The organism is Nitrospirota bacterium, assembly GCA_040757335.1.
Taxonomy (GTDB): Bacteria; Nitrospirota; Nitrospiria; order 2-01-FULL-66-17; family 2-01-FULL-66-17; genus JBFLXB01.
In genome coordinates, this window is sequence record JBFLXB010000032.1 from 1 (window position 1) to 26,648 (window position 26,648).

The following is a 26,648-nucleotide window of genomic DNA, read 5'->3' on the forward strand; positions in this document are numbered from 1 at the left end:
CCCCGCCGCCTCCTCCTCCGCCGCCCCCGCCTCCACCACCTCCGCCTCCACCGACCGAAGCCGAATTAGCGGCCCAACGCGCGCGGGCAGAGCTGGCGCAGAACAAGTATCGGGTGTTCTTGAGTCGCGGCGGGCGGGACCAGGCGTTCGTGTCGCGCGGAACCGAGACGTTCACGGTCGGACGCGGCGACCCCTTGGTCGGCGGCGTGGTGCTCAAAGATCTGACTCCGGCGTACATCGTGCTCCACCACACCGACACCCAGCTCGAACTGACCGTTGCCCTGAGCGGCTCGTAAGCGCTCCGCAGTAAATCCCCCCTACCCCCCTTTTTCAAAGGGGGGACAACAACTGACTCCCCCGGTTTCTGATGGTGAATGTTCCTTCCCCTTCCCCCCCTTGCGGGGGAAGGCGGGATGGGGGGTACGCCTGCTGGTGGCCTGTGCCTCTTGGCGGTGCGGGCCGGGCCGCCTTGCCTTGCGCATTTTCGGACCTCTGCTACATTGAACCGCGTTACGCGCAGGAAGCGGCTCACGTTGATGGCACAGCCTCAACAAAAGCGTAAGAAGATCGGCGAAATGCTGATCGCCGAGGGGTTGCTCACGCAGGAGCAGCTTGAAACTGCCCTCGAGGAGCAACGTCGGCACGGCGGTCGCATCGGTGCGATCTTGAAGAGCCTCGGGTTCGTGACCGAGGAAGGCATCATCAAAACTCTGGGACGCCAAACCGGAATTCCGCACCAGGTCCTGTCCACCGTCATCATCGACTCCGACGTGGTCAAGCTCGTCCCGGAATTGATGGCGCGGCGCCACCAGGCGATCCCGCTTTACAAGAAGGGAAGAGTGCTGACCCTCGCAATGGTCGATCCCCTCAACGTGGTCGCCCTGGACGACGTCGGGCGCGCCACGGGGCTGGAGATCCAGCCGGTGGTGGCGACCGAGCAGGACGTGATGCGCGCGATCGAACGCCAATACGGCATGACGTCGACCATCCAGGAGGCGGTCAAGAACTTGGAGCCGCTGGAGGTGGAAGAGCCGTCCACGGCCGAGGCCGAACGGCTGGCCGAGGATACGCCGGTCGTCAAGTTCGTCACCACCGTCATCACACAAGCGGTCCATGAAGGCGCGAGCGACATCCATATCGAGCCCGACGCGGACGTGTTGCGGGTGCGTCACCGCGTGGACGGCGTGCTCGTGGAGGTGACCACGGCGCCCAAGGGCCTGCAGGGCGGGGTGCTCTCGCGCGTCAAGATCATGGCGGATCTGGATATCTCGGAACGACGCGTGCCGCAGGACGGCCGCATCCAAATGAAAGTGGGCGAGCGCGATATCGATCTCCGCGTGTCCACGTTGCCCACGATCTATGGCGAAAAGGTGGTGCTCCGGATCCTGGACAAGCGCCAAGGCATCGTCAAGCTTCCGGATCTGGGCTTCGCCCCGGGTGCGTTCGAAGTCGTGAAGCGCCTGGTGGCCAGACCCTACGGGCTCTTTCTGGTCACTGGCCCCACCGGGAGCGGGAAAACCACCACGCTGTGCGCGGCATTGAACACGATCAACACCATCGCCCGCAACATCGTGACGATCGAAGACCCGGTCGAATACCAGTTGAAGGTTGTGAATCAAGTCCAGGTCAACGCCAAGGCCGGGGTCACGTTTGCCAACGGTCTGCGGTCCATCCTGCGTCAGGACCCGGACGTGATCATGATCGGCGAAATCCGCGACCGCGAGACCGCCACCATCGCGATCCAGGCCGCGCTGACCGGCCACCTCGTCTTCTCCACGTTGCACACGAACGACGCGCCCAGCGCCGTGGCGCGGTTGATCGACATCGGGGTGGAACCCTACTTGATCGCGTCGTCGTTGATCGGCGTGGTGGCCCAACGGTTGGTCCGCAAAATTTGTCCCACCTGCCGCAAGCCCACCGTGGTGCCGGCCGACGCGTTCGCCGGGATCACCCCGGAAAGCGGGACGTTGTCGCCGGCCAAGGGGGCGGGTTGCTCGGGTTGCCGCAACACCGGGTACAGCGGCCGTATCGGCATTTTCGAATTGTTGACCGTGACCGACGCGTTGCGCGATCTGGTCATCAATCGCGCGCCCGCCACGCTACTCAAGAACACGGCGTTGCAAGGAGGGTTCGTGCCGTTGCGGCAGGCTGGATTGGCCAAAGCTGCGGCCGGGATCACCACGCTCGAAGAGGTCTACCGCGTCACGCAGGAAGCGGATGGCGAGTGACAATTTCCGGCAGATCTATGGAGCACACTTCTCAGTCGGCGCGACGTGTGTACACGCTCGATCAAAAACCTCTTTTTCTTCAAATCGATCAGAGGAATCTGGAAGGACGATCCATAGCACGTCCCTTGCAGAGCGCACCCGCCGATGGCTCTATATCGCTACAAAGCCCGTGATAAGTCGGGGAGTATGATGACCGGAGTCCTCGACTCATCGGGCCGCGACGCCGTTGCGACCCACCTCAGCCAGATCGGGTACCTCCCGGTCCGCATCGAAGAGGCGAGGGGGTGGGACTGGCGAGAGGCGATCAAAAATCTCGAAGAATCGCTCACCCAAGTCACGCCACAGGACAAGATCATCCTGACCAGGCAGATGGCCACGCTGATCGACGCGGGTCTGTCGTTCGTGGCGGTGTTCGACGCGCTGATCGAGCAGACGCCCAACCCCCGGCTCAAAAACATCCTCACTCAGGTCCGACGTGATGTGGAAGGCGGCATGCGATTCTCGGACTCACTCGCCAAACACCCCGCGGTGTTCGAAACGCTCTACGTCAGCATGGTGCGGGCGGGGGAAGAATCCGGAACTCTGGATGAGATGCTTAACCGCTTGGCGTCATTGGCCGAACATGATGCCGAAGTCCGCGCACGAATCAAATCCGCAACGCGTTATCCCAAGATCGTGATCCTAGCGCTAGTGATAGCGTTTGGAGTGATTGCAGGGTTTGTCATGCCCCGCTTCACCGCACTTTACTCACAGTTCAACGCGACGTTGCCGCTTCCCACCCGCATCATGATTGGCATCAGCCACACCGTCCAGTCCTACGGGCTCGTAATGCTAGCCGCGATCGTCGCCGTGTCCGTCGGCGTGTTGTATTACGTCCGATCGGAAACCGGCCGTCCGGTGTGGGATGCCTTCAAACTCAAGCTGCCGATCTTTGGGCCGATCTTTCTCAAGTCGGCACTCTCCAAGTTTGCTCGTGTGTTCGGCACGCTCAACCGCTGTGGATTGCCCGCGCTTCAGGCCTTGGAGATCGTGTCGAAAACCGTCAACAACGTGGCCATCGCTCGGGCGATCGACATGATCCAGGATGGCGCCCGGCAGGGAAAGGGTCTCGTCCAGCCGATGAAAGGCGCCAGGCTCTTTCCGGCCGGCGTACTCCAGATGGTGGCTATTGGAGAAGAAACTGGTCAGCTCGAACCAATGTTGATGAAAGTGTCCGAGTACTACGATCGAGAGGTCGACTACTCGCTGCGGACATTGGCCACGTCCATCGAGCCCATTCTGCTGACAGTCATCGGTGGGGTGGTGCTGTTCCTGGCGTTGGCCGTGATGATGCCGTGGTGGAATCTGATCAACGTGTATCGGGGCGGCGGGGGGTGACACATCGACCGATTCTCGGGACGGGTGTTCGATGCGGCGCTGGTGGTTACCCTCGCCGGGCTGCTTGCTGCGGGAATCTTCCTGTATTTCCCGCCGCTGCTGCGAGCGGCCAGGGAGTCGGCGCTTCAGATGACGCTCGCGAATGTGCGCACCGCGGTCACGCTGTTCCGCATCCGGGAGGGTCGTCTTCCCGGAGACGTGCGCGAGTTGCTCGACCGGGGATATGTAGTGGATGGGCCCCAGGGGCCCTTGTATGTCGGGACGTATCTCACCCATGAACAGCGGGACGTGGAGGGGTTCCCGCTCGATCCATTTGGACATCGGTTTGAGTACGACCCGGTCAAGGGTCGGGTGTGGTCCACAACGCACCGGTATCGGGAGTGGTAGCGGAGTCGTCACAGGAGAACGCTTCGCCACCGGAGGGCAATTCACTAATCGGAAAGGAGTGAACGATGCGGTTGATTCGGAGTGAAAGGGGCTTCACGTTGATCGAGTTAGTGATCGTGCTGGTGATTCTGGGCATCTTGGGTGCGGTAGCAATGCTGGGATACGTCGATCTGAGCGCCCAGGCGCGTGACGCGGCCATCGAAGGGACGTTCGGATCACATTCTTCTCAGCTGGCCATTGCCATCGGTTTGTGTCGAAGCCTCCCGGCCCAAGCCAGCGGGACCGGTGCTTGTAATGGCACAACCGACTTTGCGGGCGACTTCGAAACCACCGTCTACAACGCAGTCGGTGTCACCGGCAGCGAAATTGCGAGAAGCGCGTATGGGACCCCTGCTGCGGGACAATTCAATATCTGCTCGGGTTCAACAGGGAACGGGCGGTTTACGACGGTCACATACAACCCCGCAGCGACTCCACAGCTCGTAAGGGCGGCTATCGCGAACTGGGCCGGGGGATTGACCTGCGCAACGGCTTCGTAAGTCGTATCGGTTAGGTAGCGTGACGCGAGGAGGGAGGGGGTACGCCCCTCCCTCCTGCGTCTGGTGAGTCCAGACGAACGAGGAGGAGCTAAGAATGACACGGCGTCGAAATGAAAAGGGATTCACCCTGATTGAGTTGGTCGTTGTGCTGGTGATTCTGGCCATCCTGGGCGCCGTGGCTATGCTTGGCTACGTTGACCTCAGCACACAGTCGCGCGATGCCGCGCTGGAGGGGACTTTTGGTTCCCATGCATCCCAGTTGGCGATCGCGGTCGGGCTCTGTCGGAGTCTACCGGCCCAGGCGAGCGGTGCCGGCTCCTGCGACGGCGTTGCGGATTTCTCAGGTGATTTTGAAACAGCGGTCTACAATGCGGTGGGTGTAACGGGCAGTGAAATCTCAAGGGGCGCGTACGGATCGCCTGCGGCCGGCCAGTTCCAAGTCTGTAGTGGCTCGGCGGGTAACGGGCGCTTTATTACGGCGACCTACAACCCTGTAGCGACCCCGCAGCTCACGAGAACCGCGCCCGCGGCTTGGGCGGCTGGGGCGTGCGGGGCGGCGACCTAGCCGGACTGTCTGCTGACGCACTGAGGCGACGTGGAGAGGTTGTCTCCACGTCGCCTCATGGGCAGCGCCCTCGTATGGTCCGAAGTGCTCGATATCGTCTCCGACACTCGGGCATCGCGACAAGGTCCCGCGCACGGCTGACTGCCGAATGGAACCGTCTCGCAGACTTGGTGGGGAGGCTGCTCTGTTCGAGGCGGCGCGATGGTTTTACGCTCGTCGAACTAATTCTCATCATTCTGATCCTGGTCACTATTGCGGCCGCGGTCATTCCCACAATCGGTGACACCACGGGTATGCGAATGTCGGCTACCGCACGCAAGGTCCAGTCCGACATCGCGTATGCGCAATCTCTCGCCATGACGAGCGGTCAGCGGTATCGGGTGTATTTCAACCTGGCTCCAGCGCCAGCGGCGGGTTACGCCGTGGTTAACAACGCCGACGGAGACGCCAACTGGGGTGAAGCGGGCGAATTCGCCCGCGATCCCAATGGCGGCGATTCTCTATCCGTGACCCTGAATGCGGGCACGTATGCGGGAGTCACCATCTCTGCGGTGGGCTTTTCGGGCTCGTTTGTAGAATTCGATAGTTTGGGGAGGCCGTACGACAATCTCGGACTCCTGGCGGCGGCCAATACCGTCACCCTCGCCGGAGGCTCGGCGACCCAGACCGTTACCGTGACGCCGCAAACCGGGCGAGTGACAGTTCCATGAGCCGGAGAAGGCCCAACGCTCCAGACAGCGGAGTTCGCGGTTTCACGCTGATCGAAGTCACTATCACCATTCTTGTAATTGCGATTATCGGAACCGCTGTTCTCCTGCCGTTTGTCAGCAGTCTGAGCGGTAGTCCGAACCCTGTGGTCATGCAACAGGCGATCGACCTCGCCCAAGGGGAGTTGGAGCAGGTGATCGCCACGAAGCGTGCGAACGGATTCGCGGCCATTGTTTCCGGCTGTAGCGCGTTTCCCATGCCCGCAGGATTTACGTGCACTCGGACAGTCTGTTACGTGCCGGCCGCGAATCTCAATGACACGTCGACCTGCGCCGCGGCGACGGCCTACAAACGGGTAGCTGTCACAGTCAATCATGCTCTGGTGGGCGACGTGTCGGCCGTGTCGTTAGTGACGAACCCGTAGGCGGTGCATGACACTGAGGCATTCAAGGCGACTGGGTACCGTCGGGAAGCTGTTGATCGATTCTCTGTCCAACGCCTCCGTTCGCCGTGGCGAGCGCGGCTTCACCCTGATCGAGCTGATCATGACGATCGTGCTCGTTGGCATTATCGGGGGCATCATCGGGGCGTTGTTGCTGGGTGGGACCCAGGCGTTCGTAGCGGAGGACACCAAGGCTTCCCTAACGACCCAAGGACGCTTGGCCGTAGAGCGGATGGTTCGCGATATCCGTCTGGTGCGTAGCCGAACCGCGGGAGACATTCCCACCATGACCGCGGCCACGCTCAATTTTATCGACACGTCCGGGAACGCGATCGCGTACACCTCCGGGGGTGGGTCGATTACGCGTAACGGGGTTGTGCTCGCGGCTGCACCGACGGCCAACTTGGCCTTCTCGTATTTCCAACAGGACGGCACGCCGGCCGCCTCGGCCGCTCAAGTGTGGGTGATCCAGGTGGACCTCACGTTTGGAGGAACCAACGACAGCCAGGATTTTAGGGTGCGGATTCATCCGAGGAACTTCTAATGACGGGGTTGGTCCACGACGAACGGGGCGCATCGCTCGTGGCCGCGATATTTCTGTTGGTAGTCGTGGCGTTCTTGGGCACGACCGTGGTGTCGCTGATGAGCACTCAGACCATGACGTCGTTCGGGGAGACGCAATCGACGCAAGCCCTGTATGTGGCCGAAGGCGGTAGCGAGTTTACCCAACGGGCGCTGGCGCAAAACCTGAATTGGTACCGCAGCGCAACCGACCCGATCGTCACGCCGGCGACCGCGCTGGGTGCGGGCACGTTTGCCGTGAACACGAATCTGCCGGCCACTCTGTTGAGGCGGCGAGTCACGCCGGCGTCACTCGACATCTCCGTCTTCACCACAGCACGCTTCCCCGGCACTGGCTACATTCAGCTTGGGGACGACATTACGACCAACGCCGAGTTCGTCCGGTATACGGGGACCACCGCCACCACGTTCACGGGACTGACCCGAGACGACACGATAGGAGGGGTCAACGGGGGTGCTGTGGGGACCTTTCTTCGTGGCACGCGCGTCTACCCCGTGACGACTCTCGCGGCGAACCTGGCGCCCGTGGCCGCCGCCTGTACTCCCACACCGTCCGCGGCCACCATCCAGATCAACCCGCACTCGAAGTTTCTTGCCGCCGGAACAATCGTCGTCGAAACAGAAGAGATCACGTATACGGGTTCGAGTACGGCCGGAGGCGTGACTACGCTGACCGGTATCGTGCGGTGTGTCAATTCTCAGTCGAGCGGTACCCCCCACGGTCCCGGATATCCAGTCACCACGCTGCTAGTCGACGGCGTCACGCCGGACTACCAAACGTTTCTCTCGTCAACAGGAGCGGTCGGTGGTGCGCCTTTGGGTTCTGCGACTCGGGTGGTGCAGAAGACGGTTCAGCGGTAGAGGGCGAACATGTGGCGATGGCTGACATCGGGTGGCGTAGTTGTCCTAGTGCTGGGTCTTTGGGGGGGCTGCGCGGAGGCCGCTCGCAACTTCGTCGCAGCGCAGACTCCAGCGCCGAATGCACCGGTGACCATGGGTTCCACGGGAACCCTGACTTACCGCATCACCAACGCGAACACGGGAGGAAACACCGGCGAGCGGATCTACGAAGTCCGATTCCGAGTCGGGGGCGGAGGCAGGCGTGGCGGAGGTGCAAGCAGCACGTTTTCAGCAGCCACTGCTGCGCCCGCGGGGTGGACGCGCACCTCGTTCAGCACCACGTCGGTGACGTTTCGCGCCAACTCGTGGGCCAATGCGATTATCACAGGGTCGTACCTGGATTTCCCGATCGTCTTCAACTTCCGGCAGACCACAGCGGATACCACTGAACGCCTACGGGACATCCGTGCCAGGTATACGAATAGTGTGGGTGGACCGCCGTTTACCAACTTGGGGTCCGATACGGACAGCAACCAGGGCGGCTGGACGCTCAGATCGCTCGAAATCACCTCGCTCCAAATCACGGATACGAGCGGTGTTCCGATCACTGCCCTAAGCGCTGGTAGCAGTTTTCGCCTGGTCATGAGCGTGACGAATCGCTCGACAGCTACGATGACCGCGATCAGGTCAGGCCCGACCGACCCACCAGTAGCTTCAGTTTTGACTGGGACAGCCACGGTCGGGTGGACATCGACCGTAAATAGCCCCAATCCCTTGACCCTGGCTCCAGGGGCCAGTGGCACGATCACGTATACGTACACCACAGGCCTTGCGGATAGCGGGACGATCAACTTTGCCAACATCTACGCCCGCAACAATACCGGGAGCGGCACGTCTGCCCTCGCCACGTCGCCCACCCTTGCTATTGGTCGGTTCACCGCAGCGATCAACGTTTCGTCGGCGTGTCTCTACAGCGGCCAAAGTTTTACGGTCGACATGGTCCTCACCAATCGATATCCCTATGCCATCGATAACGTCACTCCCACACTCACGGTGTCTCTCGCCGGAGCGCCGCTGACCCTGACCTCCGGTCCAAATCCCACTCCGCCGAACGGACCTGTTCCGGCAAGTGGGGCGGCGACATACACGTTCACGTGGGTGTACCTCGTTACATCGGCCGCCAATGGTCAGACCTTCACCTTCGACGGGTCCGCAACCGGCACCGGCGTGGTCCTCGGAAGTCCGGTTCATACCACACCCACGTCCTCGTCGTTAGTAACAAAAGCCGGAGGGTACTCGATCAGCGCCAACCAGACCAACGGCACGAGTACCAACGAGGAGATCAGTTGGGCGTTTCAGAACAACGGCTGCGCCGCGACCAACAACGTGGCCATTGACCTTCCCGCAGGGTGGGTGTGGGCTGGAGGAGGCGAGGACAGCTATGCACTCGTTGACACAGGCGTCGGGACGTCTTCTGAGAACTGGAGCGCTTTGGGTCCCGACCCAGTGACGTTTACCGCCCAGACGGTTGCGGATCGCCTGTACGTGGGGGGACAAGGGGAGTACCGGCTCGCGTTTTCCAGCACACCGACCGCGACCGTTCCCACTGTGTATACGTTTAACGTGACGATCACGGACGCCACCGGGGCTCCGGCCGTTACGGTGCCCGCCTCGGTCACGCTGAATCCATTCAATACCGGTGGACTCAACGATGCCAACGGACTGATCTGGCAAGAACAATTCCGGTGACGTGCCCAAAGTTCCTTTCTTGACAGGTGGTTAGGGGGGGCTAGACTTGGCCGGCGGTGTAGAAAAACGGATTTATCAGTCGAGGGCCTTGTGAAGACCAGCGAACTGCTGAAGCACGTCGATATTCCGCGCCACAAGCTCTACTACCTCGAACAGAAGGGCTACGTGGCGCCCACAAGAATCCCAATGGGGGATTTGGAAGCTCGCGAGTACTCCAAAGCCGATGTGGAGCTGATCGCGGCGATCTGGAAGTACTTGAAAAAGGGCTTCAAGCACAAGATCGCTCACCAGAAAGCGCTCGAGGAACTCGGGCACGCACCGGCGGCACGCCGAGCCGCCTTGCGGGAGGCGGCGTGAAGTTTCTTCGCGGTCGACGCTCCATCGTGGGTTGCGATCTGGGGCGCAGTGCGGTCAAGCTCGTCCAGTTGCAGCGCACCGGCAGCGGGTGGTCCGTGGTGCAGGCGGAGTTACGCGAGTTGACGCCCGAGGCGCACGAGGGGGACCAGTGGCCCAGCCCGCAGGCCGTGCAATCGGCGGTCGAGTGTCGGTGGGCCAATGGGGAAGACGTGGCGGTCTGCCTGCAAAGCCGGCCTGCTATCGTGCGCCATCTTGATTTGCCGGACATTCCCAAACGGGAGCTCCGAGAAGCGCTGCAGTGGGAAGCCAAAAAAGCCGCGTCGCAGGCGGTTGAGGACCTGGTGGTGGACCATCTTCGCGGCCCGTCGGTGAAGTCTGACCAAGGCCGGACCATGCCGGTCACCATGGTGGTGGCCGAGCGCGAAGCGGTGGAGCAAGAGTTCCGCCGGTATCAACAGGCCGGGCTTCGCGTCAAGGTGATGGACATCAACGCATGCGCGTTCTATTACGCTGCGCATCGCCTGGGCCGGGATCAGACCGGAACCGGCTGCGTGGCGTTCGTGGATATCGGCGCCGGACGCATGGACATCAACATCGTCAAACACGGCACGTTGCGTTTCTCGCGGAGCGTGCCGCTCGGCGGCGAGATGTTGACGCAGGCTCTGGTCCGAACGTTCGGGACCGACCCCAATGAAGCAGAGACCATCAAGCGAGAGCAGGGCCTTTCCGGGAAGGCCAAGGCCCTCGAAGTGCTGGGACCCCACGTGGATCGATTGGTTGTCGAGATCCAGCGTTCGATCGACTATTACCGCGCGCAATCGCACGACGGTGCGCTGGAGGCGCTCTGGCTGGGTGGAGGCACGTCGCTGATGCCGGGCTTTGTCGAGTACGTGGCGCGATTTGTCGATACCAAGGTGGACCGGTTCAATCCGTTCGAGGGGATGGACTGTCGCGGCGTGCGCCTCGACCTCGAGGCGCTTGCGCCTCGGTTCATTGCCAGCGTCGGTCTGGCGATCGGAGGGCAGGCGTGACGCGGCGGATCAATCTGGTCGCCGACCTTCTGCTGGCGACCGAACCTCCGCCCTCGCCGTGGACCGTGCTCTCGGTGGCCGGGGCCGCGTTGGTGATCCCGTTGTTGGTGTGGGGCGTCCACGTCCGGGCCGCGACCCGCTTGGACCCGCAAGTAGCTGAGCTCAGGGCGGTGCGGGACCGGTTGACCACCGAAGGGAACCACGCGCGCCAGGTCATCGCGGACCTGGAGGCGCAAAACGCCCGCCGCATCCAAGAGCAGGCGCAGGCCGAGCAGATCAACTGGCTGGAGGCGTTCCGAGAGCTCACGCTGGTGGTTCCGCACGGGATGTGGCTGTCGGATCTGGGCGGGGAAACGGGCGCGCCGCAATCGGCGGGTTCCATACCCCAGGACGGGGACATCCCGATTCGCATCCGTGGTTTGGCGGTCTCGCAGGGCGTGGTGGCCGATCTCTTGGTGAATCTCGAAACGTCCACGCACTTTCGCGATCCCGTGGTGATGTACACGCAGCGGGAACAGGGCCGGGGAATCGCGCGGGTGGGATTTGAAATCCAGTGCGCGTTGCGACGGGCGTCGGTCGACGGGCGCCAGCCGGGCAGGGCCGCATGACGGATGGGTTTCGCCGCATCGTTGCGCTGAGGCTGACCAAGGTGGAACGCGTGGTCGGCGCGACGTCATTGGCCGGGGCCATCATCTTCGGGGGCCTGTTGCTCGACATGCCCACGGTCAAACGCGCCAAGGCCCTTGAGGTCGAACGAGCCGCGCTCAACGTCGAGGTGGCGGGGTTGACCGTGCAGATCGATCAGCTCGCCGCGCAGCGTCGAACAGTGCAGGCCGAAGCCGAGCGCCTTCAGTCGGCGCCGCCCGATCCACGCGCGTCGGCGTTGATGCGCGCGATCACCGCGATCGAGGAGCGGGGCGACGTGCAGTTCCTATCGGTCCGGCCGGTTCCGTCCGTGGGCGAGGGGACGGCGGTGGCGGTCGAGGTCAATGCCCCGCTTCGGATATTGGGAACGTACTTGGATGAATTGGAACGGTCCAGGTGGGCCCTCCGCATCCGGGATCTTCAACTGGCGAGAAACCCCGAGCGGGTGCCGCCGGTCTCCGCGAGGTTCGTCGTGGACACGGCGGTGCGGGTGAACGGATTCGGAAGCGTGGGTGCGCCGGGCAGGGTGGGAGTAGCCCCTGCGGACGCGGACGACGGGGTGCCATGAAGGAACCGCTTCTCCGCACTTTGGTCATGAGCATCGGTCTGGCTGCCTTGACAGGGCTCGCAGCGGAGGTGGTCGGTTCCCGGCCGGTCCTGGCCGCGGACGGGGCGGTGTGGGGCCAAGACCCCTTCGGAGCCCCGCCGGGCGCGGTTGACGAGCCCGGTGGGCAAGCGCACGAGCCCACGGCTCCGGCCGAGTTACAAGGGATCATCGCGGGACCAGGAGGAATGGTGGCGATCATCGATGACCGCATCGTCCGCATCGGAGATCGCGTGGGCGCCGAGCTCGTCGAGGAAATTACCCCGCGCATCGTGGTGTTGCGGCGCGGATTGCACGTCCGTCGGCTGGCGATTTCGGGCTTGCCGACGCACGGGCGCTAAGGAGAACGCATGAAGACAACCGGTCGATGGGTACGCACGTTCGTCTTCGCGGCGGCGGGAGCGGCGATGATCGCGGCGTGGGCCGCCCAAGGCGACGCGCAGGATCGCCGTGACATTCGCGTCGAACGATCCGCGGGGGATCGCTACTCGCTGGAACTTCGGGAGGCGGACATTCGGGACGTGCTCCGAGCCATCAGCCAAGAGCGCGGGATCAACGTGGTGATCGGCGAGGGAGTCACGGGCAAAGTGACGTTGAGTTTTCAGAGCGTGACGCTGTCGGATGCCATGGACGCGATCCTCAAGACCGGGGACTGGGCCAAGGTCGAGGAGGGGGACATTACTCGGATCGTGAAGTCACAGGAGGGCACCGGAGATCTCGTGACCCGAATGCTGCCCGTCCAGTACGCCAACGCCAAGGATCTTCACGAGGGCGTCAAGGACCTCCTCAGCAAAAAGGGAAGCGCCACGGTGGATGAACGAACCAACACCTTGATCGTGCGCGATGTCTCGGCCAGCGTGGAGTGGATCACCACGCTGGTCAGACAGTTGGACTCTCGGACGCCGCAGGTCCTCATTGAGGCGCGCATCGTGGAAGCCAGCACGAATTTCACCCGTGAGATCGGCGTGCAGTGGGGCGGCGCGTACACCACGCAATCCGGAAATCGGATCACCACGCTCCACGGGGGCGCGACCAAACAGTTGTCCACGGACACCTTTGCCGAGCCCCTGACAGGCGGCATCGGGCTCAGCGGGGGGCCGTTTGCGGTCAACCTTCCGGCTGCGGTCGGCCCGGGAAGAGGCGGGGCGCTGGGCATCTCGTTCGGCAACCTGGCGGACACCGTGCGCTTGGACTTGCAGTTGTCGGCGCTGGAGGATTCAGGCAGGGGCCGCATCCTATCCACCCCGCGGGTGTTAACCCTGGATAACAAGGAAGCCAAGATCTCGGCCGGGACCGAGATCCTTATCCCCACCACCACGATCGTAACCGCCGGCACAGACACCGGTGGAGGCGCCGCAGAGGCGCCGACAGGCGTGCAAACCATCGACGCCAAATTGGAGCTGGCTGTCACACCCCATATGACGCCGAACCGGGAAATCGTCATGCACGTCAAGGTCGACAAGAAGGATCCGGACTACACTCGGGAAGTCCAAGATATTCCCCCGCTCAACTCCCGCAGCGCTGAGACGCATCTTCTGGTGAAAAATGGGGAAACCGTGGTCATTGGCGGAATTGTCATCAACAGCACGTCGTTCGCGGAAAACGGGGTGCCCTGGCTGTCGAAGATCCCGATCCTGGGTTGGTTTTTCAAAAAACAGTCGACGGTGGAGAGCCAGAACGAATTGTTGGTCTTTATCACGCCGACAATCTATGAAGGACAGGCCTTGTAAAGGCCTTTCCCGTCCGTGTCGGTTGTGTGGCCTTGATTCCGCGTAGCCGTTTCCCTATCCTCTCGGCGTGGCCGAGCCGTTGCCTCAACCCGTCGCCGTGTTCATGACGTTCCCATCGCTAGAAGACGCCAATCGCGTCGCGACCGCGTTGGTGGACGAGCATTTGGCCGCATGTGTCAACCTCTTGCCCGGAGTGCGCTCGGTGTTCTTTTGGGAAGGTGCCCGAGAGGAAGCGACCGAGGTTCTGGCCGTGGCCAAAACCACCCAGCAGCGCTTCGGCGATCTCGCCGCCCGGGTCAAATCGCTCCATGGTTACTCGGTCCCGGAGGTCATTGCCCTGCCGATTGTCGAGGGGAACGAGTCCTACCTCCGGTGGCTGGCGGAGACCGTCTCGAAGTCCTAAATTTTCAAGTAATTTCAATAGATTATTCCGGTTTTCTTGACAGGCTAGAAACCCTGTGCTAGTCTCTGGCCCGAATTTTCACGGGAAGGCAGGAAGCGAGAAAGGGCACGCATGGACGAAAGGACCAAAGAATCCTACACCGTAATGATCCTGCCCAACCCGACGTCTAAAGCCTACCGGTTTAGCGTCAGCAAAAAACAAGTCAAGGTGGCGCTTTCGATCACCGCGGCGACGGCGATTCTGCTGCTGGTATTCGTGGTGCAGTATTTTTATATGGTCGGCAACATCTGGGAACTCACACTGCTGCGGAAAGAAACCGCGGTGCAGAAGTCGAAAATCGAGGCTTTTGCGCAATCCGTCGATAGTCTGAAGCAGGAAATGGATCGGCTCAAGGAGTTCGACGTCAAGCTGCGCATGATTACCGATTTGAATGTGCCGGCTGACGCTGGCAGGTTCCTCGGCGTCGGGGGGCAACCCGAGGCGGAAGCCGCTTCACTGGGGCCGGCGGTGGTTCAAGAGCCGATTCCGGCTGCGCTGACGTCGCCGCCGATCCAGAACCCTGCTCCGGGCGGCGAGGGCGGTACGGAAGACCCGATCCCGTCGATCGGATTGACCGAGATTCCCCGTGAACCGCATGCGGCAATTATCCGCGGCTTGGAAGAAGACCTCGCCACCTTACAGATCGTTGCCGCCAAGCAGCAACAAAGCTTTGAGGAACTCACCGAGGCGATTCAGCACCGGCGTGCGAAGTGGGCCTCGACCCCGTCGATCTGGCCGGTTCGCGGCTGGGTGACCTCCGGGTTTGGTCGTCGGCTGTCGCCCTTTACCGGCGAACCCGCCATGCACCGCGGGGTGGACATTTCCGTTCCGGAGGGCACGCCCATCGTGGCGCCGGCCAACGGGACCGTCGCCTCGGCGGGCTGGGACGGCGGGTTGGGCAACGCGATCAGAATCAACCACGGCTACGGGTACGAAACCATCTATGGGCACCTGAACAAGGTTCTGGTGCGTAAGGGCCAATGGGTCAAACGCGGTCAGACCATTGGGCTGGTCGGCAATACCGGTTTCAGCACCGGACCGCACCTTCATTACCAGGTGCAGGTCAATCTGGTTGCAACAAATCCGCTTCGCTACATTCTGAACTAACGTCCGCGCCGCAGGTCTCGGTTTGGCGCTGGTCCTGCGTCTCAGGTTGTACCCGCAATTCTCCCGTCTCCGTAATGGTCAAGGGACTCGTTGGAAAATCTTCCCGGGAAAGCGTGGAAATCATCCGAATGGCGGTGCCTTCGGGATCAGGTTCAGGAATTCCGGGTAAACGTTGCCGCATGGAGAACAGTCGGCCTGACAGGAAGGTGCCGTCGCGCGCAACAGTCACTCGTAATAGCGGCATCACGCCTCTGGCCCCTTTGATCGAGATGTTGCCGTACGTCCAGAAGTTTCCCAACGAGTAGGCGATCAGCCGTCCTCGGTAGAGCTCGACCGCTCTGGGAACGTGGGGGCCGTGCCCCAGCACCACGTCCGCACCGGCGTCCACCACCGCGTGGGCGAATTGCAGCACGTTGCCGCGATCCTCACCATAGTATTCTTCGGCCATGTCCGTGACCCGGGAAGCGGTCTCGCCTTCGGACCCTCCGTGAAACGAGACGATCACCACGTCGGCGCTGCGACCGGCCTCGGCCACGATCGAGCGGGCCGTCTCCAGATCCGAGACGTGAAACGATCGCCCCGAGAACCCAAACGGGACCACCGCGACCACGACGTCGCGGACCGCCAGTGCGGTGGGCGTGCGTTTGGGGACGGCGACAAGACCGGCCTGAGCCAACAACCCTTGGGTGAAGGCGTATCCGGGGAGACCGTAGTCGTCCGAATGATTGTTGTCGAGAGACAGGACGGTGAAGCCCGCGGCCTTGAGAAACGACGCCAAAAACGGAGGGAAGCCGAACTCATAACAGCGCCCGGCTTCACGAGACTCCGGGCGACACTTGGCCGGCATCATCCCGTCGACCACAAACGTGCCTTCCAGATTGCCGAACACGAGATCAGCCTCCGGGATCGTGCCGCGAATCCCTTCGGGGATGTCGCGGTCCGCGGGCGTCGGGACGAAGGGAATGGGGGTCATGGAGCCGGGCATGACGTCGCCCACCGCCACGATCGTGATCGGAACCGGGGAGGGGAGAACGGGCGCCGAATCGGGCAGCGTGGGGTTCGGGCCAACCGACGGGCTGGCGGGCGCCATTTCGGCGGGGAGCGGGTGAGGGGGCATGGGTTCCACGGATGGGGCGGCGCTGCACGCGATCACCGTCCACGCGGAGAACCCCACGCCAATCAGCCGAACGATCACTGATTCACTCAGTCGTGACGGGAGCGACACGATCATCTTACAGGAACTGAGGGCGTAGGCAACTATGTTATAATGTCGCCCGCGTCGGCACCAGTCCTCGAGATCTATCCATGTGGAGTATCATTCGAAAACTCGTCGGAAGCAAGAACGACCGTGAACTCAAGCGTATTGCGCCCGTTGTCGACCGCGTCAACGCGTTCGAACCCGCGGTTCGAACGCTGAGCGACGAGGCGCTGAGAGGCAAGACCGTCGAACTTCGCGCCCGCGTGGCGGCGGGAGAATCTCTGGACGCTCTGCTGCCGGAGGCCTTTGCGGTGGTGCGCGAAGCCTCATCCCGCGTGCTCGGGATGCGCCATTTCGACGTGCAGTTGATCGGGGGCATCGTCCTCCACGAGGGAAAGATCGCCGAGATGAAGACCGGCGAGGGGAAGACCCTCGTCGCCACGCTCCCGGTCTACCTCAACGCGCTCGCCGGCAAGGGCGTTCACGTAATCACCGTCAACGATTATTTGGCCAAACGCGACAGCCAGTGGATGGGGGAGATCTATCGCTTCCTCGGTCTCACCGTGGGCGTGATTCAACACGATCTCGACGACGCGGCGCGGCAGGTGGGGTACGCCGCGGACGTGACGTACGGGACCAACAACGAATTTGGGTTCGATTATTTGCGCGACAACATGAAGTTCGACCCCCGTCAGTTCGTCCAGCGTCCCCTCAACTTTGCGATCGTGGATGAGGTCGACAGCATCTTGATCGACGAAGCGAGGACGCCGTTGATCATTTCGGGACCGGCCGAAGATTCGACCGAGTTGTATTACAAGATCAACCGGGTCATCCCGTATCTCAAGGCCGAGGTCGACTTCACGATCGAGGAAAAGACCAAAACCGCGGCCCTGACGGAAGAAGGCAACGCGAAAATCGAGCGGTTCTTGGGCGTCGAGAACCTCTACGACCTCGGCAACATGTCGTTGGTCCACCACGTACATCAAGCGCTCCGCGCCCATTCGCTGTACAAACGCGACGTGGACTACGTCGTCAAAGAGGGCGAGGTCATCATCGTGGACGAGTTCACCGGCCGCTTGATGCCGGGTCGGCGTTGGAGCGACGGTCTGCACCAGGCGGTGGAGGCCAAAGAAGGCGTTAAGATCGCCAACGAGAACCAAACGCTCGCCACGATCACGTTTCAGAACTACTTCCGGATGTACAAGAAACTCAGCGGGATGACGGGAACAGCCGACACCGAGGCCGCCGAGTTCGCCAAGATCTACAACCTGGACGTAATGGTCATTCCGCCGAATCGAGCCATGATTCGGGCCGACTACGCGGATGTCGTCTATCGCACCGAGCGGGAAAAGTTCGCGGCGATCGTGGAAGAGGTCGTGGAGTGTCATCAGCGGGGCCAGCCGGTGTTGGTCGGTACGATTTCGATCGAAAAGTCCGAACGCCTTTCGGCCCTACTGAAAAAGCAGGGGGTCAAACACGCGGTTCTCAACGCCAAGTTCCACGAGAAAGAAGCGGAAATTATCGCGCAGGCGGGGCGAAAAGGGACGGTGACCATCGCCACCAACATGGCCGGCCGGGGCACCGACATCCTGCTCGGCGGAAACGCCGACTTCCTGTTCAAACAGGAGAGCAGCCGCGACGCCGACCTGTCGGCGCCGGAGCGCGAGGCGGAACGGACCCGCCTCCGTGAGCAGTTGCGAGCCGCGTGTGAAGCCGAAAAACAGGAGGTCGTGTCGCTCGGCGGGTTGCACATCATCGGCACCGAGCGACACGAGAGTCGGCGCATCGACAACCAGTTGCGCGGTCGTGCGGGCCGCCAGGGCGACCCGGGGTCCTCGCGGTTCTATCTGTCGCTCGAAGATGATCTCTTGCGGATTTTCGGATCCGAGCGGATCTCCGGCTTGATGCAGCGGCTGGGAATGGAAGAGGGGGTGCCCATCGAGCACCGGATGGTCACCCGCGCCATCGAAACCGCCCAGAAGAAAGTCGAAGCCCACCATTTCGACATTCGCAAACAACTGCTCGAGTACGACGACGTCATGAACAGACAGCGCGAAGTGATCTACGAACAACGCCGCCAGGTGCTGGGCGGGGAGCCGTTCGTGGACGACATCAACGAGATGGTGGACGACTTGGTGGCCGGGACCGTGGCGCAGTATTGTAATGAAGCGAGTTACGAAGAGGCCTGGGACCTCAAAGGACTGGCCGATGCGTTGGGCGCGCAGTTTTCGCTGCCGTTCGATCCGGCGTCGTGGAAGGACTCGGGCGTTGACGGGATCAAAGACGACGTCCTCACGCGGGTGCGGGAGGCCTACCGGCGCAAAGAGCAGGAGTTCGGTCCCACGGTGCTGCGCGAGTTGGAAAAGGCCGTGATGCTCCGGGTGATCGACACGCACTGGAAAGACCATCTTCTGACCATGGACTACCTCAAAGAGGGGATCGGGTTACGAGGGTACGGACAGAAGGATCCCTTGGTGGAGTATAAGCGGGAAGGGTACGATCTGTTTGTCGGACTGATCGAACGCATCAAAGTCGATGCCGTCGGGCACTTGTTTCGGATACAGGCGGTCCACCCCGATGTGGCGGCGGCCCCGCGGTCGCTCCCCCGTCAGGCCCCCACGATCCTGAGCGCGCCGGGTCCGGCGCCGACCAACTCTCCGACTCCCGCCGCCCGCGAACGCGAGCGCGTTGGGCGGAACGATCCCTGCCCCTGCGGAAGCGGCAAGAAATACAAAAAGTGTCACGGCGCCTGACGCGCGTGAAGCCCGCTCGGCCCCAGCTTGCCGCGGAGCTGAAGCGGGAGGTGGCCGTCCTTCGAGCGCGTCTCAAAGACAAGGGCCGGGAGCTGGCCTTCTTCATCAATACCGCCAAAGCGCTGACCTCCACCCTTGACCTCGACAAAGTCCTCGATGTGATTCTGGAGCGAGCCCGCCGACTCATTCCCTGCGAGCGGTGGGCGCTGTTCCTGGTCGACGAAATCGACGGTCGTCGGGAGCTCAGGCCCCACCGCGCGCTGCTTCGGGGCCGGGCTCGGGATGCCCGCGCGGTTCCGTGGGGGGTCGGACCCAGCGGCTGGGTCGCACAACACGCCAGGCCGCTGCTGATCCAAGATCCTCGCGTGGCGCTGCCGACCGGATTGCGAAACTTGAAACGTTCGGGCCCGAGGCTGCGGTCGCTGCTGGCGATTCCGATCGTCAACAAGCGCAAAACGCTCGGGGTGTTGGAGTTGGTCAACCGGTTGGACGGCCGTCCGTTCGACGTGGCCGACCGCGACATGCTGATGCAATTGATGGGTCAAGCCGCGATCGCGATCGAGCGCTCTCAGCTCTATCACCGCAAAGAGGAGTTGTCCATCCGGGACGACCTCACCAAGCTGTTCAACTTCCGGCACCTGGATCAGGTCCTGGACAATGAGATCCGGCGGTGCATCCGCTATGGGTCGGTGCTCTCGGTGATTTTCCTCGATCTGGACTATTTCAAGGTCGTCAACGACCGGTACGGCCACCTCATGGGGAGCCGGGTGTTGGTGGAGGTCGCGGAGCTGCTCATCCGAAATCTCCGCGACGTGGATATCATCTCGCGGTATGGCGGCGACGAGTTCGTGGTGGTGTTGCCCGAAACCGGGTTGCGGACCACCTTCGCGATCACCAAGCGGCTGCACCGCGCGTTCCATCGTCACGAGTTTCTGAGCGCGGAAGGCCTCAACGTCCACCTCACCGCGAGCTTCGGCATTGCGGGGTTTCCGGACCACGCCCGCAACAAGAAGGACCTGATTCGATTGGCGGACCAGGCGATGTACGAGGCCAAATACGGCGGCCGGGACCGCATTTGTGCGGCCACGCGTCGCGCCTCCGCGCTTCGCGCGCCCGGTTCCCTGTCGGGGAAGCGGCGCCCGATCAGAAGGGTTGCCCAGCCGTGAGATAGAAGTGGGGTTGCTGCTCCTCGGCCTTGAGCGCTTCGTCGACATTGACAGGCCAGGCCACGTCGAGCCTCGTGACGAGCGGATACAGGCCCAAGACCTCGTGGGTAAGGCGGAGGCCCAAACCCACATCGTACAGGAACTGGATGAAATTGCGGGGCTCACCCACGGTTCCCGCGTCGGCGAACACGGCGGCCTGAAGGCGGCGCAGCAGCGTCAGGCCCCAGACATTGGTTCCCATGTCGCGTACCAGCGGGTGTCGGTACTCCAGCGAGGCCAGGAGGACCGACTCGCCGGACACGCTGCCCGGTGAGTACCCCCGCATCCCACCCGAACCCGCCAGGTCGAACTGGCGGGCGTCATGAAATCCCCCCGCGGACTGGCCGATCGTCCCGCGCGCCGCGACTTCGTGTAAGGTGGCGAACGACCACTGATGTCGAGCGTCCAACTGGACCTTCAACGCGCTGGGGTACTCACCGCCCGACACGCGTTGGGCGAACGTGGTCGTCAGGGCGGAGTACGGGATCGCTCCGAAGAAAATCTGTTGGATCTCCTCGGAGTATACCAGCGGCGTTTCAGCGTTCGAAATGACGTGGGCGAGTTGAACCGATGTGACCGTTTCGGGCAGATCTCCCGGCGTGATCGGGATCAACCGCCGGCTCGCCTCCACCCCCACAGAAACGGATTGACGCGTCGTGTACGAGAAAACCGGTTGCTCGAAATCGTGGGTCGCCGCGATGCCGCCTTGCGTCTCGATGTCGTCTTTGGAGTAGCGAAGGCGCAGGATATTGTGCTCGTCGTACCGTCGCTGGAAGTACGCGCTGAGGTCGTAGCTGATGTTCTGGGTCTGAAAGTCGTAGCTGATCCCGGGCAATTTTTCGAGGATGAATTTGATGGCCGGTGGCGTCCGATTGTTGAACCGGTTCGGGTCGCTGGTCTTGTGGTCCGGGTCCAGTTCGATCACCTTGACCGGTGAACGGGTCACAAATGTTTCTTGGAACTCGGGTCCGTACGACAACCAGGTGGTGGTGAGCGGAGGGCCCTCGCCCAGCCTTAGGTTTACCGCGACCGGTTCGATGCCTTCTCCGGTCTTGGTCAGCGCCAAGGTCGTATGATGCCCGTCGGCACGGGTTTCGCGCTGGACCGACGCCACCGAGAAGTCGGTGGTGGGATTGGTCGTCAACCACTGGGAATAGAACCAGTCGAGGTCTCGGCCGGTCTCCTCTTGGGCCACCTCACGAAACGGGCGGGGGGCGCCGCCCACCACGCGTTCGGTGTACCGTTCCAGCACGGTATTCACCGCCTCGGTCCCGATCAGCGCCGACAGCTTGAAGAAGACGCTGGACCCGTCGGGTCGCCGATTGTTGAACACCGCGAAATCCTCTCGGGGCAAAATCGGGGTCGTTTCTTTGAAGTACACCTGACGGAGGGGGAGGCGGTTGGAGTACAGGATCTGGTCAACGATCGGAATGAACGCGACAGGCTTGAGCAGCCCCAGCAGGTTCGGCGGCCGCCGGAAGCGCTCCCGCAGGTAGGCCTGAGTGGTGGCATCGGCCAGGCCCTCGAGCACCCACGCTTCTTCGTCGGGAAGTCGGGCGCGCCAGAGCGCGAAATAGAGCCCCTTGGCCACTTCGGCCTCGTGGTACTTCTTCAGAGGGGCGAACACTTTGTAGGTGCGCGTCGCCAAGAAGATCACACCGGGGTCCGGTGACACCACTTCTTGATGAAGGTAGACCTCCGCCACGCGGATCTCATTGAGCGCGAGGTTGCCGAATTGCTCGCGAAAGAAGGTCAGGCCTCGACGGAGCGCCGCGAGTACGGGCGGGGTGTAGGCCCGATCGTGGGGAAGAAACGCGTAACGGATGCGGGTCGAGTCGTGTTGCTCCACCCGTTCCTGGTAGTAGGGGCTGAGGGCCAACGCCACGTTCACCGCGCGCGGCAGGTGGAGCCGCCAGCGGCGGTGCGGCGCGCCCGCATCGTCGTCGGCCATGTCCGCGCCCACCACCATGACGTCGCGCGGAGCCAGGATCTGCACGGAGTACTCCGCGGGGTCCGGCAATGTGTCGAGCGCCCAGTTCCCTTCGCGGAACGCGGGCACGTACGGGTACCAGCCGCCTTTCAGCGCGGTCACATTGTGGAAGTAGCCGAACACCCCGTATTTCTCAGGGATGAAGGTAATGAACGTGAGCTGGAGCTCGATGGAGCCGTTCGGCGGCACGGGGTGCGGGAGGATCGCGTGCGCCACAGTCTGGGGCGGATGGGCCGGCGGCGCGCCGATTTCGAACGCCACGGCGTCGCCGGTGTCGGCCTGGATGGCGGTCACGGCCATTGAGCCGGGATTAAACGCCCGCGGATAGATCCGTTCGAGAGCGTCTTTGTCCAGATCGCGGTTCGGTTCGCGGTAGATGTTGGGGTACAGCAAGAACGGGACGTCGCGCAGCGGGTTCTCGGACCGGTTCGTGATCAGGACCCGTGCGGTGCCGGAGAGGACATGGTCGGTGGGAGAAAAGCGCGCGCTGATGTCGTACCGGACCTGCAGCGACGCGGCGGGGAGGGGGCTGGCGACCCCGAGCAGCAGGACGGTCGCCACGGCGGCCGGCCCCCACGCGATCCAAACCATGCCGGGAGTATAGCAGGAGCCCAGCGAGCGGTCGATCCCCTAGGGGAATCGGGTGCGAAACTATGCAATGGGCGACGCTGCGCCTTGCGCGGCGTCAAAGCCTTCTGTTAGAGTGGTCGCCGAGATTCGCGATGACATCGTACGGAGCCGGAGTTTCCCTTCAAAGCGACGCGGCCGCAGCGGCCAAAGAAGCCTGCGCCCAGACGTCGCCTGATCCGGATGTTCCGGTGGATCTCGCCCTGGTGTTCGTCTCGCCGCACCACGCCGAGCGCTTCGGCGATGCGGCGTCGGTGGTTGCGGAGCACCTGAGGCCGCGAGTCCTGCTGGGGTGTACCGGAGAGGGCATCATCGGCGATGATCGGGAAATCGAGCGTCAGCCTGCGCTCGTGGTGTGGGCCGCGCGGCTTCCCGGCGTGACCCTGTCACCCTTTCATGCCACCTTCCATCAAACCGACGAGGGGATCGGGGTGTCCGGCTGGCCGGCCGACATGCCCAACGATCCGTCCACCGTGGTCGTGCTGTTGGCCGATCCGTTTTCGACCCCCGGCACCGAGTTCCTCGCCTTTCTCGACCAGCAATGCCCGGGCGCCCGAGCTGTTGGCGGGATGAGCAGCGGCGGCGGTGCGCCGGGCGAGAATCGATTGCTTCTGGGAGAGGCCGTGGTCTCCGAGGGAGTCGTGGGTGTGGCGCTCACCGGTGACGTGCCGATCGTGACCGTGGTGTCCCAGGGGTGTCGACCGGTGGGCGGGCGATTTCTGATCACCCGCTCAGAGGGCAACATTATCTATGAACTCGGGGGGCGGCCGGCGTTTGTCTGCCTGCAGGAGATGTACGCGTCGCTTCCGCCGGCCGAGCAGGAGATGGCTCGGCGGGGCTTACACATCGGCGTGACCATCAATGAAGCCAAATCGCAGTTCGACCGGGGAGACTTTCTGGTCCGCGGTTTGGTGGGCGCTGACCAACAGGAAGGCAGCTTGGCGATCGGGGACCTGGTCCACGAGGGCCAGACCGTGCAGTTTCACATCCGGGATCGCGAGACCGCGAGCGAAGACCTCAGCGCGCTGCTCGAAACGCAAGCGCACGCCCCGCAGCGGCTGATGCCCGAGGCTGCTCTGCTCTTCAGCTGCAACGGGCGGGGCCGCCGGTTGTTCGGACGGCCACACCACGACATCACCATGGTGCGCTCCCACCTCGGGGACGTCTCGATCGCGGGGTTCTTTGCCCAAGGCGAGGTGGGGCCAGTGGGCGGAAACAATTTCCTGCACGGATTTACCGCCAGCGTCGCGATCTTCGGTCGCCCGGTGGGCGGCTGACCTGACCCGCACGCCAGGCTCCCTCCTCCTCTCTACCACCGATACACGGTCGCGTATTTGTCTTCCAGGTAGTTCAGGAAATGATCGGGGTTGAGAGGTTCGCCGGTCACTCGCACCAAGAACTCTTCAGAAGAGTACATTCGGCCCCACCGGTGGAGGCGGTCGCGCAGCCACTCGCGGAGCGGATCGAGCCGCCCCTGTTCGATCAGGGTGGGCAGGTCCGCGATGTCCCGCAGGGCCTGTTGCCACAACTGGGCGGCGTAGAGATTGCCCAACGTGTAGGTGGGAAAGTACCCGAACGCACCGTGTGCCCAGTGGATGTCCTGGAGCACGCCTTCGCCGTCGTGGGTGGGGCTGACCCCCAGCGTGGCTTGCATGGCCGCGTTCCACGCCTCGGGGAGGTTGCGAGGCAGCAGGGTCCCGGCGATCAACGCCAGCTCCAACTCGAAACGCACGATGATGTGAAAGTTGTACGTCAATTCGTCCGCTTCGGTCCGGATCAACGACGGCCGGACCACGTTGATCGCGGCGTGGAACGCGTCCAGCGACACGGCCGACAGGGCGTCGGGAAACGTTTCCTTCAACAGTGGGAAGAAGTACCGCCAGAATTCCGGTGATCGCCCCACGCAGTTTTCCCACAGGCGCGACTGGCTTTCGTGAACCCCGAGCGACACCGCCTCTCCGAGCGGCGTGCCCCAGTACGTCGGGTCGAGCCCCTGGTCGTACAACCCGTGTCCGCCCTCGTGAAGACAACTGAAGAGACACGTGGCGAGATCGTCGGCCGCGACGCGGGTGGTGACGCGCACGTCGGTGGGATGAAAGCCGGTGGTGAAGGGGTGGGCCGATTGATCCAACCGGCCGCGGGTGAAGTCGTATCCCATCGCGTCGAGGACCACACGTCCGAACCGGATCTGGCGGGCCAGATCGTACGGCCCGGGCGGGAGCGGGGCGATGCGTACCGAGGCGCCTTCTACGCGACGGAGCAACGGTAAGAGCCGGGCCTTGAGGTCGGTGAACAGGGCGGCCACGCGCGCGGTTGTCATGCCCGGTTCGAACGCATCCAACAACGCGTCGTAAGGCGTGTCGGGATACCCGAGGAGCGCGGCTTCCTCGCGTTTGAGCGTGACGATCTGCTCCAGCAACGGGAGAAATCGGCTGAACCGCCGCGTCTCCCGCGCCTCCTGCCACGCGTCTTGCGCGAGCGCACAGGTCTTCTCGAGCAACGACACGAACGCGGTGGGGAGGCGCTTGGCCCGTCGATAATCGCGGAAGACCTCGCGCAACAGGGCCCGGGCCGCGGGCTCCGGCTCCGGGTCGAAGATCGCCCCGGTGTCCAGGTCCATCCAACGCGCGAGCAGGTCCTCGGTCGTCGATGAGACGAAGCGCTCGTGCGCCGCGCCCTGCAGCGCGGCCAGCGTGTCGGCTCGCGTCGCGGCGCCGCCGCGCGGCATATACGTTTCCTGGTCCCACGACAGCACCGCGGCGGCGCTGTGCACATGCGCGATTTCGATCAGATGCGCGGTGAGCGGTCGGAGGTCGGCCAGGGTCAGCACGAAGGTTTCGGCGTCAGCGGGTGAGCAGGGGGCGGAGAATCGGCCAGATGTGGTCCACGATGACCTGATACCCCTCGGCATTGGGGTGAATGCCGTCGCTCTGGTTGAGCGCGGAATTCGCGGCGACACCCTCGAGAAAAAACGGGATCAGCGACAGGCCGTAGCGGCGGGCGAGGTCGGGAAAGATCATCGCGAACGCGCCCGCGTAGTCGTCGCCGTAATTCGGAGGCATCCGCATGCCGGCCAGGACCACCGTCACTCCGGCCGCCTGAAGCCGTTCGATGATCTGGGCGAGATTCTCGCGGGTCCGCTCGAGCGAGAGGCCCCGCAGCCCGTCGTTGGCACCCAACGCCAGAATCACGATGCGGGGCTGCGCTTTCAGGACCCAATCGACGCGCCGGAGTCCGCCGGCCGTGGTGTCGCCGCTGACTCCGGCGTTGACCACCCGGTAGTCGAATCCCTGCTCGCGAAGGCGGCGCTCCAACCGGGCCGGGTACGCGTCGCTGACCGGCACCCCCAATCCTGCGGTCAGGCTGTCGCCGAACGCCACGAGCGTGGGGGGCGCGCCCACCCGTTCATCGGCCCGGGCTGTTCCCGCCGTGGCGTACAGCAGCGCCCCCAAGACCGCGGCGGCGCCCAACGCCGCGCGGTGGGCCGGAGAGTGATCGCGCAACCCGCGCATCGGCCCAGTGTATAATGGCCGGCGATGGGC

General features: G+C 63.1%; 26 protein-coding genes. 22 read left to right on the forward strand and 4 right to left on the reverse strand.

Annotated elements, in window-relative coordinates; all coding sequences use genetic code 11:
• The 19 genes from AB1451_14335 to AB1451_14425 form a co-directional block, all read left to right on the forward strand.
• The coding region (locus tag AB1451_14335) for a hypothetical protein (protein MEW6684073.1) at window positions 1-296 on the forward strand (296 nt) is incomplete at its 5' end.
• A gap of 240 nt (window positions 297-536) precedes the next feature.
• The gene (locus AB1451_14340) at window positions 537-2,228 is read left to right on the forward strand and encodes an ATPase, T2SS/T4P/T4SS family (GenBank protein ID MEW6684074.1); all 1,692 of its coding nucleotides are present in this window, start codon (window positions 537-539) and stop codon (window positions 2,226-2,228) included.
• A gap of 189 nt (window positions 2,229-2,417) precedes the next feature.
• Complete coding sequence (locus tag AB1451_14345) at window positions 2,418-3,605, forward strand: type II secretion system F family protein (GenBank protein ID MEW6684075.1); 1,188 nt, start codon at window positions 2,418-2,420, stop codon at window positions 3,603-3,605.
• Between the two features lie 24 nt (window positions 3,606-3,629).
• The gene (locus tag AB1451_14350; protein MEW6684076.1) at window positions 3,630-3,992 is read left to right on the forward strand and encodes a hypothetical protein; all 363 of its coding nucleotides are present in this window, start codon (window positions 3,630-3,632) and stop codon (window positions 3,990-3,992) included.
• Between the two features lie 65 nt (window positions 3,993-4,057).
• A complete protein-coding gene (locus AB1451_14355; GenBank protein ID MEW6684077.1) occupies window positions 4,058-4,531 on the forward strand; it encodes a type II secretion system protein in 474 nt (157 codons plus the stop codon).
• A gap of 94 nt (window positions 4,532-4,625) precedes the next feature.
• Entirely contained in the window at window positions 4,626-5,096 is a 471-nt protein-coding gene (locus tag AB1451_14360; protein MEW6684078.1) for a type II secretion system protein, read from the forward strand.
• A 170-nt stretch (window positions 5,097-5,266) separates the two neighbouring features.
• The gene (locus AB1451_14365; GenBank protein MEW6684079.1) at window positions 5,267-5,806 is read left to right on the forward strand and encodes a GspH/FimT family pseudopilin; all 540 of its coding nucleotides are present in this window, start codon (window positions 5,267-5,269) and stop codon (window positions 5,804-5,806) included.
• Complete coding sequence (locus AB1451_14370) at window positions 5,803-6,228, forward strand: type II secretion system protein (GenBank protein ID MEW6684080.1); 426 nt, start codon at window positions 5,803-5,805, stop codon at window positions 6,226-6,228. The genes AB1451_14365 and AB1451_14370 overlap by 4 nt, the downstream gene beginning before the upstream one ends.
• A 7-nt stretch (window positions 6,229-6,235) precedes the next feature.
• Complete coding sequence (locus AB1451_14375) at window positions 6,236-6,790, forward strand: prepilin-type N-terminal cleavage/methylation domain-containing protein (GenBank protein MEW6684081.1); 555 nt, start codon at window positions 6,236-6,238, stop codon at window positions 6,788-6,790.
• The gene (locus AB1451_14380; protein ID MEW6684082.1) at window positions 6,790-7,689 is read left to right on the forward strand and encodes a hypothetical protein; all 900 of its coding nucleotides are present in this window, start codon (window positions 6,790-6,792) and stop codon (window positions 7,687-7,689) included. The genes AB1451_14375 and AB1451_14380 overlap by 1 nt, the downstream gene beginning before the upstream one ends.
• Before the next feature lie 126 nt (window positions 7,690-7,815).
• Window positions 7,816-9,417, forward strand: coding sequence for a hypothetical protein (locus AB1451_14385; protein ID MEW6684083.1), 1,602 nt, complete (start codon window positions 7,816-7,818; stop codon window positions 9,415-9,417).
• Between the two features lie 90 nt (window positions 9,418-9,507).
• Entirely contained in the window at window positions 9,508-9,774 is a 267-nt protein-coding gene (locus AB1451_14390; protein ID MEW6684084.1) for a MerR family transcriptional regulator, read from the forward strand.
• Window positions 9,771-10,805, forward strand: coding sequence for a type IV pilus assembly protein PilM (gene pilM, locus AB1451_14395; protein ID MEW6684085.1), 1,035 nt, complete (start codon window positions 9,771-9,773; stop codon window positions 10,803-10,805). The genes AB1451_14390 and pilM overlap by 4 nt, the downstream gene beginning before the upstream one ends.
• Window positions 10,802-11,413 carry a PilN domain-containing protein gene (locus AB1451_14400; GenBank protein ID MEW6684086.1) on the forward strand — a complete coding sequence of 204 codons (612 nt, stop codon included), beginning with the start codon at window positions 10,802-10,804 and terminating at the stop codon, window positions 11,411-11,413. The genes pilM and AB1451_14400 overlap by 4 nt, the downstream gene beginning before the upstream one ends.
• The gene (locus tag AB1451_14405; protein ID MEW6684087.1) at window positions 11,410-12,018 is read left to right on the forward strand and encodes a hypothetical protein; all 609 of its coding nucleotides are present in this window, start codon (window positions 11,410-11,412) and stop codon (window positions 12,016-12,018) included. Before AB1451_14400 ends, AB1451_14405 begins: the two co-directional genes overlap by 4 nt.
• Complete coding sequence (locus tag AB1451_14410) at window positions 12,015-12,395, forward strand: hypothetical protein (protein ID MEW6684088.1); 381 nt, start codon at window positions 12,015-12,017, stop codon at window positions 12,393-12,395. Before AB1451_14405 ends, AB1451_14410 begins: the two co-directional genes overlap by 4 nt.
• Window positions 12,396-12,404: 9 nt before the next feature.
• Entirely contained in the window at window positions 12,405-13,784 is a 1,380-nt protein-coding gene (gene pilQ / locus AB1451_14415) for a type IV pilus secretin PilQ (GenBank protein MEW6684089.1), read from the forward strand.
• 79 nt (window positions 13,785-13,863) lie between these two features.
• Window positions 13,864-14,187 (forward strand): divalent-cation tolerance protein CutA, encoded by a 324-nt coding sequence (gene cutA, locus AB1451_14420; GenBank protein MEW6684090.1) that lies wholly within the window; start codon window positions 13,864-13,866, stop codon window positions 14,185-14,187.
• 111 nt (window positions 14,188-14,298) lie between these two features.
• The gene (locus tag AB1451_14425) at window positions 14,299-15,333 is read left to right on the forward strand and encodes a M23 family metallopeptidase (GenBank protein ID MEW6684091.1); all 1,035 of its coding nucleotides are present in this window, start codon (window positions 14,299-14,301) and stop codon (window positions 15,331-15,333) included.
• Here AB1451_14425 and AB1451_14430 read toward each other — a convergent pair.
• Window positions 15,290-16,528 (reverse strand): CapA family protein, encoded by a 1,239-nt coding sequence (locus AB1451_14430; protein MEW6684092.1) that lies wholly within the window; start codon window positions 16,526-16,528, stop codon window positions 15,290-15,292. The two genes, AB1451_14425 and AB1451_14430, sit on opposite strands and share 44 nt — an antisense overlap.
• A 110-nt stretch (window positions 16,529-16,638) precedes the next feature.
• On the opposite strand from AB1451_14430, the gene secA reads away from it, so the two are divergent.
• Together secA and AB1451_14440 are read left to right on the forward strand one after the other, a co-directional pair.
• Window positions 16,639-19,284 (forward strand): preprotein translocase subunit SecA, encoded by a 2,646-nt coding sequence (gene secA / locus AB1451_14435; protein ID MEW6684093.1) that lies wholly within the window; start codon window positions 16,639-16,641, stop codon window positions 19,282-19,284.
• Between the two features lie 5 nt (window positions 19,285-19,289).
• The gene (locus AB1451_14440; GenBank protein ID MEW6684094.1) at window positions 19,290-20,450 is read left to right on the forward strand and encodes a sensor domain-containing diguanylate cyclase; all 1,161 of its coding nucleotides are present in this window, start codon (window positions 19,290-19,292) and stop codon (window positions 20,448-20,450) included.
• Here AB1451_14440 and AB1451_14445 read toward each other — a convergent pair.
• Complete coding sequence (locus AB1451_14445) at window positions 20,428-23,070, reverse strand: BamA/TamA family outer membrane protein (protein MEW6684095.1); 2,643 nt, start codon at window positions 23,068-23,070, stop codon at window positions 20,428-20,430. The two genes, AB1451_14440 and AB1451_14445, sit on opposite strands and share 23 nt — an antisense overlap.
• 131 nt (window positions 23,071-23,201) lie before the next feature.
• On the opposite strand from AB1451_14445, the gene AB1451_14450 reads away from it, so the two are divergent.
• Window positions 23,202-24,383 carry an FIST N-terminal domain-containing protein gene (locus tag AB1451_14450; GenBank protein ID MEW6684096.1) on the forward strand — a complete coding sequence of 394 codons (1,182 nt, stop codon included), beginning with the start codon at window positions 23,202-23,204 and terminating at the stop codon, window positions 24,381-24,383.
• A 32-nt stretch (window positions 24,384-24,415) separates the two neighbouring features.
• On the opposite strand, the gene AB1451_14455 is transcribed toward AB1451_14450, so the two are convergent.
• Window positions 24,416-25,936 (reverse strand): carboxypeptidase M32, encoded by a 1,521-nt coding sequence (locus tag AB1451_14455; protein ID MEW6684097.1) that lies wholly within the window; start codon window positions 25,934-25,936, stop codon window positions 24,416-24,418.
• Window positions 25,937-25,949: 13 nt separating this feature from the next.
• Window positions 25,950-26,618, reverse strand: coding sequence for an arylesterase (locus tag AB1451_14460; GenBank protein ID MEW6684098.1), 669 nt, complete (start codon window positions 26,616-26,618; stop codon window positions 25,950-25,952).
• Window positions 26,619-26,648 lie beyond the last annotated feature (30 nt).